10 protein-coding genes are annotated in these 9093 nt (G+C 66.6%); 4 read left to right on the forward strand and 6 right to left on the reverse strand.

The features are described from left to right. The first annotated feature begins 295 nt into the window (after positions 1-295). From U5771_RS25345 to U5771_RS25355, 3 genes are all read left to right on the forward strand, one after another. Positions 296-769 carry a type VI secretion system tube protein Hcp gene (locus tag U5771_RS25345; protein ID WP_322026501.1) on the forward strand — a complete coding sequence of 158 codons (474 nt, stop codon included), beginning with the start codon at positions 296-298 and terminating at the stop codon, positions 767-769. Beyond that, positions 766-1155: a DUF3592 domain-containing protein gene (locus U5771_RS25350; protein ID WP_322026502.1), complete on the forward strand. Its 390-nt coding sequence runs from the start codon at positions 766-768 to the stop codon at positions 1153-1155. Before U5771_RS25345 ends, U5771_RS25350 begins: the two co-directional genes overlap by 4 nt. A gap of 80 nt (positions 1156-1235) precedes the next feature. Beyond that, positions 1236-1727, forward strand: coding sequence for a hypothetical protein (locus U5771_RS25355; protein WP_322026503.1), 492 nt, complete (start codon positions 1236-1238; stop codon positions 1725-1727). Between the two features lie 138 nt (positions 1728-1865). On the opposite strand, the gene U5771_RS25360 is transcribed toward U5771_RS25355, so the two are convergent. Continuing rightward, positions 1866-2765: a LysR family transcriptional regulator gene (locus tag U5771_RS25360; RefSeq protein WP_322026504.1), complete on the reverse strand. Its 900-nt coding sequence runs from the start codon at positions 2763-2765 to the stop codon at positions 1866-1868. A 99-nt stretch (positions 2766-2864) separates the two neighbouring features. On the opposite strand from U5771_RS25360, the gene U5771_RS25365 reads away from it, so the two are divergent. Beyond that, positions 2865-3845: an NAD-dependent epimerase/dehydratase family protein gene (locus U5771_RS25365; RefSeq protein WP_322026505.1), complete on the forward strand. Its 981-nt coding sequence runs from the start codon at positions 2865-2867 to the stop codon at positions 3843-3845. A gap of 77 nt (positions 3846-3922) precedes the next feature. Here U5771_RS25365 and U5771_RS25370 read toward each other — a convergent pair whose 3' ends face one another. The 5 genes from U5771_RS25370 to U5771_RS25390 all read right to left on the reverse strand — a co-directional run bounded on the left by U5771_RS25370 (position 3923) and on the right by U5771_RS25390 (position 8958). Next, positions 3923-4624, reverse strand: coding sequence for a DUF2848 domain-containing protein (locus U5771_RS25370; protein ID WP_322026506.1), 702 nt, complete (start codon positions 4622-4624; stop codon positions 3923-3925). Positions 4625-4673: 49 nt separating this feature from the next. Then, the gene (locus tag U5771_RS25375) at positions 4674-5993 is read right to left on the reverse strand and encodes an MFS transporter (RefSeq protein WP_322026507.1); all 1320 of its coding nucleotides are present in this window, start codon (positions 5991-5993) and stop codon (positions 4674-4676) included. A gap of 88 nt (positions 5994-6081) precedes the next feature. Beyond that, positions 6082-6768, reverse strand: coding sequence for a DUF4286 family protein (locus tag U5771_RS25380; RefSeq protein ID WP_322026508.1), 687 nt, complete (start codon positions 6766-6768; stop codon positions 6082-6084). A 99-nt stretch (positions 6769-6867) separates the two neighbouring features. Then, a complete protein-coding gene (locus tag U5771_RS25385) occupies positions 6868-7944 on the reverse strand; it encodes a LysR family transcriptional regulator (protein ID WP_322026509.1) in 1077 nt (358 codons plus the stop codon). A 222-nt stretch (positions 7945-8166) separates the two neighbouring features. Then, positions 8167-8958, reverse strand: coding sequence for an SDR family oxidoreductase (locus U5771_RS25390; protein WP_322026510.1), 792 nt, complete (start codon positions 8956-8958; stop codon positions 8167-8169). Positions 8959-9093 lie beyond the last annotated feature (135 nt).

The raw sequence follows: 9093 nt of genomic DNA on the forward strand, positions 1-9093 counted from the left end.
GAAGATTGTTCGAATCCAGATGTCCCATGTCCGTCGTGCTTGTCGTGCCAACCGGTGCAATGCAGTGAGCTGCCGATCAACTGCCGGTGCGCACCGATTGGCGCGGGTGGATTTCGAGCCGGAGCATGGCTTGCTTGTGAAGCTATTGCGATGATTTCACATTCGCCCATCCATTCTGTCGCTATCTTTTGTCTCGACAATATTGAGATGAATGGGAGCGGCGACATGGTAGTGTCGTGCGATTTGACTATTACGGATTTGTCAAATTTTGGGCGTTGTTGTGTCTGGAGGCACCATGTCGGATATGTTTGTCAAGATTGATGGGATTTCTGGTGAATCGCAGGATGAGTTTCATCGGGACGAGATTCAAATAGATGGATGGAGATGGAAGATATCTCAGCAATCGTCGATGTTTTCCGGGTCGGGTGGTGGGGCTGGTAAGGCAACAATTAGCGATCTGGAATTTATTCATCAAATTGATCGGGCAAGTCCTAACCTTATGCGCTATTGTCTGACGGGGCGGCATATTCCTAAGGTCGTGCTGACGGCCAGAAAGTCTGGTGGAACACCGTTGGATTTCCTGAAAATTACAATGGAAGATGTCGTGATCACAGAGGTACAGCCGATTGTTGCTGAAAGCAGCTATTGTGAGCACGTGAGTCTTTCATTTTCGCGAGTCAAGCAAGAATACACTTTGCAGGGCAGCTTGGGTGGAAGCGCAGGGACCGTCACGGCAAGCTTTGACATCAAAGAGAACCGAGATCGATGAAGCGACGAAATTATTTTGCGTTGGTGATCGGAGGTGTTCTCGCTCTCGTAACGGCCTACTGTGTAATTTCGAATATTCATTTCCTCTCGACCTCGGAAGTTGCTACCGGAAAGGTGGCTCATTTCGAATTCGGTAAGCACCATCCTGTGATTGCATTCGATGTGCACGACGGACGGCATTACGAAATTTCAGTGAGCTCATGGTGGAATTTGGAGATCGGTCAATCCACGCAGGTACGTTACTACCGCGACGACCCGGAAGGGTCGGTAACGATTGACACCTTTGCGGATCACTGGGATTACATATTGCTATTGGCATTTCTGGTGATAGTTACTTTGATCGCGGGATTTCGGGGTGTGCAGTTTAGAGAGGATCTCGAAAAATGATTTTAAGAAGGAGTCAGTGGAAATTTAATACAAGTGCTGGTTCCACGGCTGGTTATGGTCCATTCAACTCCGAGGCTGGTATGTTTGCGCTCAGCGATGTTCAAGGCGAATCGCATCGATATGTTTACGCTGGATTTGGAATCGGAAGGTCCGTTGCTTTGGCTTCACTTGTCAAATTTTCAAAATTATCTCTTCCGAGAATAGTGATAAAGAATGATTCCTTGAGCGGTACGGGGGCTACCGCCGAATTTATAAGTACTGGCAGACTTTTCCTGACGGATTCGTTCAAAGGTGTAGACCTGACGGACCCCAAGAGTCTCGAAGGCGGGACAGTCTACTTCCAAGGAGCCGGAGGTTACCTATTTGGCGGTGCGGGCTCGTTAATGCTGCTCGGCCTCAATCGATCCCTGCTCATGATGGGCATCGCAAAGCCGGACTTCATTGGTATGGCGATCAGAAGGGCGCCAGCGGCGCTGTGGGTGGCCGGCTTTAATGAAGGGTTGCAAGATGCGGTGGGATATTCGTACATGTTTGGCCACCTTGATTACAAGGGCTTGTACAACGCCGAATAAGGAAATCGTTGCGTTGACCGCGCGCGTTCTGCTCAGGCAGCCATGGATTGTCCGAACCGGAGGGGGGCAGTGACGCAGGCGAGAGAGGTGCTGGCGAGGCAGTTGCTGGTGTGACGCGGCATTCCCTGCGTGCAACCGTTACACTTGCTCGCCGTCGACATACTCAAGCAACCCTCGCACCAGGACATCGAACGTTGCCCGGCAACGCGGGCTCGTCCGCAGATCCTCGTGCATGACCACCCAGGTTTCCAGTTTCATCGCAGGCCCGTCCGGCAGCACGCGCACGAGCCGCGCGTCGCGTTGCGCGAGCCGGTTCTGGCAGAAGCCGATCCCGTAGCCCGCGCGCATCATCGCGAGCTGCGCGAGATTGCTGTCGGTGCGCAGCGCGAACGCATCGCGCTTCCACAGCGGCATCCCGCGCCCCGCGGCGCGGATGAACGGCGTGACCGTATCGAAGCCGATCAGCGCGTGATGGGCGAGTTCGTCCGTCGATGACGGCGTACCGTTGCGCGCCAGGTAGTCGTCGCGCGCATACAGCCCGACTTCCAGCTCGCCGATGCGCCGCGCGACGAGTGCGTCCTGCGCGGGCGGCGCCATCCGGACCGCGATGTCCGCCTCGCGGTTCAGCACGTCCTGGATGCGGTCGGTCGGCACCAGTTCGATCACGAGCCCCGGATGATCGCGCCGCAACTGCGCAAGCATGGGCGGCAGCACCTCGACCGCGATCACGTCGCTGGCCGAGATCCGCACGGTGCCGCGCACGCCCGCGCCGTGGCTTGCGGCCGCGCGCTCGAACGCGGCCGCCGCGCTGCGCAGCGCCTCGGCGTGACCGCGCAGCGCGAGCGCCGCCTCGGTCGGCAGCAACCCCGACGGCGAGCGCGTGAACAGTGTCTGGCCGAACGCGGCTTCGAGCGCCGCGACGTGGCGGCCGGCCGTCGGCTGCGTGATGCCGAGCGCGCGCGCCGCGCCCGACAGCGAGCCTTCCGTCAGCACGGCGAGAAAGGTGCGGTAGCGTTCCCAGTTCAGATCGATAGCCATGCATAAATGTATAGCCGATCGATTGGGTTCGGCAATTCCTTGTTAGGCGGCGCCGCGCCAGAATGCGTGCGGACAACGGTTCATTCACGGAGAACGGCAATGACGGCGAACGCAGGCGGGACGCAACGACAGGCACTCGTGCTGGGCGCGAGCGGAGGCATCGGCGGCGAGGTCGCGCGTCAGTTGCGCGATGCGGGCTGGCAGGTGCGCGCGCTCAAGCGCGGGCTCGACGCCGAGACGGTGGAGCGCGACGGGATCGCGTGGCTGCGCGGCGACGCGCTCGACCGCGAGGCGGTGGTTCGCGCGGCGCGCGGCTGCAGCGTGATCGTGCATGCGGTGAACCCGCCCGGCTACCGGAACTGGCCGACGCAGGTGCTGCCGATGCTAGACAACACGATCGCGGCGGCGACGGTGGCGCAGGCGACCGTCGTGCTGCCGGGGACGGTCTACAACTATGGCCCCGACACGTTTCCGGTGTTGCGCGAAGAGGCGCCGCAGCAACCGCTGACGCGCAAGGGCACGATCCGCGTCGAGATGGAGCGGCGGTTGCAGGCGGCGACCGCGCAGGGCGTCCGGACGATCATCGTGCGGGCCGGTGATTTCTTCGGGGCGCACGCGGGCAACAACTGGTTCGGGCAGGGGCTGGTCAAGGCCGGGCGGCCCGTCGCGGCCATCAGCGTGCCGGGCCGGCCGGGCGTCGGCCATCAATGGGCGTACCTGCCGGACGTCGCGCGCACGATGGTCGAGCTGGTCGAGCGACGCGACACGCTGGAGCCGTTCGCGCGCTTCCACTTCGGCGGTCACTGGGACGCGGACGGCACGCAGATGGCCCAGGCCGTGCGCCGCGTCGCGCAGCGGCACGGATTGCGGCCGACGGTGCGGCGTTTCCCGTGGTGGCTCGTGTGGGTCGCGGCGCCGTTCGTCACGACGATGCGCGAGATGCTCGAGATGCGCTATCTGTGGCGCGAGCCGCTCCGGATGGACAACGCGCGGGTGACGGCGGTGCTGGGCCGCGAGCCGGCGACGCCGCTCGATACGGCGGTGGAGGCGACGCTGGCCGGGCTGGGGTGCTTGCGATGACGGCGCGCGCTGAGGGCGGGTGACGGGCCCGCATGCGGGTCATGTCCTTGATTGCCCGTGCGCCCGCCACCGCTCCATTACGCGACGACCGGCAATACCTCGACCGCATAGCGGTGCCGCAGGCTGCGCCCGAGCACCGGATCGTGGAGTTCCATCTCGAACGCCTCACCGTCGCCCATCGCCGCGATCGCGCCGTGCACGGCGACCGTGCCGCCGAACATCGCGCAGCGCGCGGGCATCGTGCGCCGGTCGTCGAAGCGGTGCCACAGCGCATCGGGCGCAAGCAGCCCGCTGACGGCGCCGTGCTGATACGCGACGCGCGCCCCGCCGGGCTTGACCAGCCACGAACGCATCTCGATCGCGTCCCAATGCTCGGCAACGTCCGCATGACGCCACGCATCGCGGCCGAGCGGCTTCGCGCACACCTGCTTCGACACCGCGACGCCGTAGGCCTCGACTTCCCGATCCGTATGATCGGAACCGACCGTCACCAGCGTGCCGACCGGGCTGTCGATCAGCACGCACTCGATCTCGCCGCCCGAGCGCGCGCCGAGCACGCCGATCGACGGCGCCTGCGTGAGCAGCGCGGACGACACGCGATAGAAGCACGGCGTGGTCGACGGCGGCGCGACGCCGAGCGTCGCGAGTTCGTCGATGTGCGCGCGGATCGCGTCCGGATCGCGGCCGGCCCAGCCGGCGATCACGACGCGTTCGATCTTGACGTCGACAGGGGCGGGTGCGCCTTGCAGGGACATCACGTTGAACGACAGGGCTGGCATGCGGGTATCCGTTTGAAGTGCGAATGAATGAAACGATCGGCCGGGAGGCTCAATCCGCGAGCGGCCGGTGCGCGGTCTCGCGCGCGGCCAGCAGCGCGATCGACGTGACGACGAGCGCCGCGGTGACGTACAGCGACACGGCCGTCGTCGTCCCCGTCTGGCGGAACAGCGTGGCGATCACGAGCGGTGCGAAGCCGCCGCCGACGATGCCGGCGAGCGTGTAGGCCAGCGACGAGCCTGCATAACGCACGCGGGTCGGGAACTGTTCGGTGACGAACGCGCCTTGCGGGCCGTACATCACCGCATGGATCACGAGGCCGATCGCAACCGCCGCGACGATCGCACCCGGCCGCGCCGAATCGAGCATCGTGAAGAACACGAACGCCCATACGATCCCGGCGAGCGCGCCGGCGAGATACACCGGACGGCGTCCGAAGCGGTCCGACAGCGCGCCGAACATCGGCACCGCGAGCGCGTTGCAGGCCGTGCCGACCATCACGGCCGTCAGCGCGACCGGGCGCGACAGGTGCAGCACGGTCGTCACGTAGGTCAGCGTGAACACGACGATGAGTGCGTACAGCACGTCGGAGCCGATCCGCGAGCCGCCGGCGATCAGCAGGCGCCGCCAGTGGCACTTCAGCACTTCGGCGACAGGCACGTCGGCAGTTGCGTGCGATTCGGCGAGCTGCTCGAACTGCGGCGTTTCGTCGACGCCGCGCCGCAGCCAGAAACCGAACACGACGAGCAGCGCGCTGGCCGCGAACGGCACGCGCCAGCCCCACGACAGGAAGGCGTCGGACGTGGTGGAGAGCGTCACGAGCGCGATGCAGCCGGTGCCGAGCAAGGTGCCGAACGACGGGCCGACCTGCGTCCACGACGCGGACAATCCGCGCCGTTTCTGGTCGCCGTGCTCGACCGACAGCAGCACCGCGCCCGCCCATTCGCCGCCGAGCGCGACGCCCTGCACGAAGCGCAGCGCGACGAGCAGGATCGGGCTCAGGATGCCGGCCTGTGCATAGGTCGGCAGCGCGCCCATCAGCGCGGTCGTGACACCCATCAGCACGAGCGTGAGCATCAGCACCGCACGGCGGCCGATGCGGTCGCCGAGGTTGCCGAACACGAAGCCGCCGAGCGGACGCGACACATAGCCGACCGCATAGGTCGAGAACGCGAGGATCGTGCCGGCCAGCGGATCGACCGACGGAAAGAACAGGTGGTTGAAGACGAGCGCGGCGAGCGTGTTGTAGATCGTGAAGTCGTACCACTCGAGCGACGTGCCGATCATGCTCGCGGTCGCGAGTCGGCTGTTGCGGACGCGGCGGGGCGCGTGGGCGGCGGGCTGGGCGAGAGTGCTCATGGTGTCGGGCATGTCGTGAAGGAGGACAGGGTGACGCGCGGGGCCGATGCGCCGGCCGCGTGCGGATAACGGACGACGCGGCCGGCGGCGCCGTCGGCGTTCAGGCCGGCAGCGCGGCGGCGGCCGGTTTCGCTTCGGCGTCGCGACCGGTAGCCGGCAGCGGCGCGGCGGCGCGCCACAGCAGGTCGAAGGTGCGCACGTCGTCGTGACCGGCAATGGCCGCGGCGACGCGGCGCGTGGCCACGGCGTCGCTGCCTTCGATCAGGACGAGCGCGTCGGCGACCGGGCGCGCGGCCGCCTCTGCACCGATCGGCGCGGACAGGTCCGGCGCGGTGCGGAACAGCCGGGTCGCGTGGATGCCGGGTTCGCGCAGCGCCGCGTCGAAGCGTTCGCGCAGGTGCGGCACGTCGATGCGCTCGGGCGGCAGCACGAACAGCGCGAGATGCATGCCTTCGCCGTCGCCGGCCTCGATCGTCAGGTCGCCGACACGCCGCTGCGTGCCCGTCATGCGCTCGAAGTTCGCGAGCGACCAGGCGGTCTGCTGCGTGAACGCGCGCCGGTAGGCATCGCTGCGGAATACGTCGAGCGTGTCCGTCACGTACATCGCGAGGTACTTGCGCGGGCCGCCGTCGGTCGCGCGAAACCGCCGCGCATGCGTGAAGCCGGGAATCGCGACACGCTCCTGCATGTGTTCGCGGTCGTACCACGCGTTGAAATCGGCTTCGTGCGCGGAGTCGATATCCGTCCAGACGCAGAGCTGGCCGTGCGGAAGGGAAAGACGGGACATTGCGGGTTCCTTGTGACGGGGTGTGTCAGGAACCGCAGTGTCCCGAAGACGGGCCGTGGCCGTCCAACAAGAAAACAAATTCGCGGTGAACAGGTTTTCTTATGAGCGGCGCGGCCGGCGTTTCGCCGGGGTGGCGGGCGATGCGGATTTCGGCGTGTGTTGCGCCGGCGCGGGTTGGGTTTTTTTCGCCGGGCGGGCGGGGGACTTGCCGACGATGTCGGTCTTGGTCTTGGTCTTGGTCTTGGTTTCGGCCTCGGCCTCGGCCTGTGCCGATGCGGCGGGCTTCGCACGACTGGCAGCCGCCGGCATCGCGCGCGCGACTTCGCTCGCCAGTTCCGCGATGCGCGCGGCGACCGGCAGGCCCTGCGTGCGATACGACGCGACGAGCGGCAGCGCGGGGAATTCGGGTTCGACGTCGAGCAGTTCGAGCGCGCCTTCCTGCAGTTCGCGTCCGATGATCGCGGGCGGCAGCGCGGCCACGCCGAAGCCGTCGGCGACGAGCCGGATCATCGCGGCGACCGACGTGATGCAGTTGATGCTGGCCGGCCGTTCGACGGCCGCGAACAGCCGCTCGATCGTCGCGTGCGGCCCCGAGTGGCGCGAGAAGCTGATGATCGGGTACGCGGCAAGCCGCGCGACGTCGAGCCGTTCGCCGCCGAGCCCGAGACGCGGGCTCGCCGCCCAGCGCACCGGAAATTCGCACAGCGGCAGGTTCGTGAAGTCGGGGCCCGGCACCGGGTCGGTCTGCAGGATCAGGTCGACGCCGTCGGTGCTCAGCAGGCGGATCAGGTGCAGCGTCGTGTCGCTCGTGATCTCGACGTCGAGGCGCGGATAGCGCTCGCGCAATTGCGCCATCAGCGCCGGAAACCAGCTGTGCACGATCGACTCGATCACGCCGATCCGGATCAGGCCCGCGTCGCTCGCCGCGTCGATGTCGCGCCGCATCTCGCTGTCGAGCCGCACGATCCGCTCCGCGTACGCGAGCATGCGCCGGCCCGCGGGCGTGAGCGTGGCCGAGCGCGTGTTGCGGTCGAACAGCCGTACGTCGAACGCCTCTTCCAGCGACGCGATGCGGCTCGACACGGCGGCCTGCGTCGTATGCAGTTTCTCGGCCGTGAGCCGGAAGTTCTCCAGCTTCGCGAGCCAGACGAAGGTTTCAAGAAACCGGATGTTCATCGAATTCCGATCGGTGAGGCAGTGCCGCGCGGCGGCGGCGGGATCGGTCGATGTTAGCGGATTTCCGGGGCGCGAAACGAGTGGGGCGGGGTGCGTGCGTCGGGCGAGGCGACGGGTGGTCGCGTGCCGGAGGGCAAGCGCGGCCGCCCGTCACGATGCACACGTGGGCAATGCGTTCCCGTGCAGCGAAGATGCGTCGTGCGGACGGCGTCTCCCCATGCATCAAAGCGTGTCGAACGCGAGCGTCGGCACATCGACGACCATTGCGCCGCCGTCGGCGACGAGCGTCGCGCCGGTCACGAACGACGCGTCGGGGGAGGCCAGGAACGCGCACACGGCCGCGATTTCGTCCGGATCGGCCGCGCGCCGCAGCGGCACGTCGGCACTCACGCGTGCATACGCGCCGTCGAGCGTGTCGCCATGCGCGGACATCAGCGGTTCCATTTCCGCGTCGGCCATCGGCGTGCGGACCCAGCCTGGGCACACCGCATTCGCGCGCACGCCGTGCGGCCCGTAGTCGCGTGCAAGCGATCGCGCAAGCCCGAGCAGCGCATGCTTGCCGACCGTATAGCCGCATACGCCGGGCCCGGCGGCCAGCGCGGCGATCGACGCGACCAGCACGATGCTGCCGCGCTGCGCGATCAGGTCGGGCAGGCACGCGCGTGCGCTGACGAACGCGGTGTCGAGGTTCGCATGCATCGCGTCGCGCCATTGCGCGTCGTCGGTTTCGTCCGCGCGGCCGAGGCCGTGGCCGCCCGCGCACGCGACCAGCGCATCGACGGGGCCGAACCGCTCGGCGATCTCCGGCAGGAAGCGCGCCCAGTCGGCCGTGCTCGCGGCGTCGCCGGCGAGCGCGAGGCCGCCCGTCTCGGCGGCGAGTGCGTCGAGCGGCGCCCGACGCCGTCCGATCAGTACGACCCGATCGCCGCGGGCGGCGAAGCGGCGCGCGCACGCAGCGCCGATGCCGGTGCCTGCGCCGGTGATCGCGATCGTACGGGGGTGCGGGTGTGTCATGTCGTGCTCCGGAAGGGTGTCGTTGCCGGTCACTTTAGGCGGCGCCGACGCACGCGGGTATCCGCCGAAAGGATGAACGCGAACCGGCCGGACGGTCGAGGGCCGTGCCCGGCACCGGGCCGACCGCAAGATCGC

Origin of the sequence: Burkholderia sp. BCC1977, assembly GCF_905339595.1 — a bacterium.
Lineage (GTDB): Bacteria > Pseudomonadota > Gammaproteobacteria > Burkholderiales > Burkholderiaceae > Burkholderia.

Coding starts and splice junctions, on each gene's coding strand:
- U5771_RS25345 (WP_322026501.1), top strand. CDS start 296: ATGTCGGATATGTTTGTCAAGATTGATGGGATTTCTGGTGAATCGCAG.
- U5771_RS25350 (WP_322026502.1), top strand. CDS start 766: ATGAAGCGACGAAATTATTTTGCGTTGGTGATCGGAGGTGTTCTCGCT.
- U5771_RS25355 (WP_322026503.1), top strand. CDS start 1,236: ATGTTTGCGCTCAGCGATGTTCAAGGCGAATCGCATCGATATGTTTAC.
- U5771_RS25360 (WP_322026504.1), bottom strand. CDS start 2,765: ATGGCTATCGATCTGAACTGGGAACGCTACCGCACCTTTCTCGCCGTG.
- U5771_RS25365 (WP_322026505.1), top strand. CDS start 2,865: ATGACGGCGAACGCAGGCGGGACGCAACGACAGGCACTCGTGCTGGGC.
- U5771_RS25370 (WP_322026506.1), bottom strand. CDS start 4,624: ATGCCAGCCCTGTCGTTCAACGTGATGTCCCTGCAAGGCGCACCCGCC.
- U5771_RS25375 (WP_322026507.1), bottom strand. CDS start 5,993: ATGCCCGACACCATGAGCACTCTCGCCCAGCCCGCCGCCCACGCGCCC.
- U5771_RS25380 (WP_322026508.1), bottom strand. CDS start 6,768: ATGTCCCGTCTTTCCCTTCCGCACGGCCAGCTCTGCGTCTGGACGGAT.
- U5771_RS25385 (WP_322026509.1), bottom strand. CDS start 7,944: ATGAACATCCGGTTTCTTGAAACCTTCGTCTGGCTCGCGAAGCTGGAG.
- U5771_RS25390 (WP_322026510.1), bottom strand. CDS start 8,958: ATGACACACCCGCACCCCCGTACGATCGCGATCACCGGCGCAGGCACC.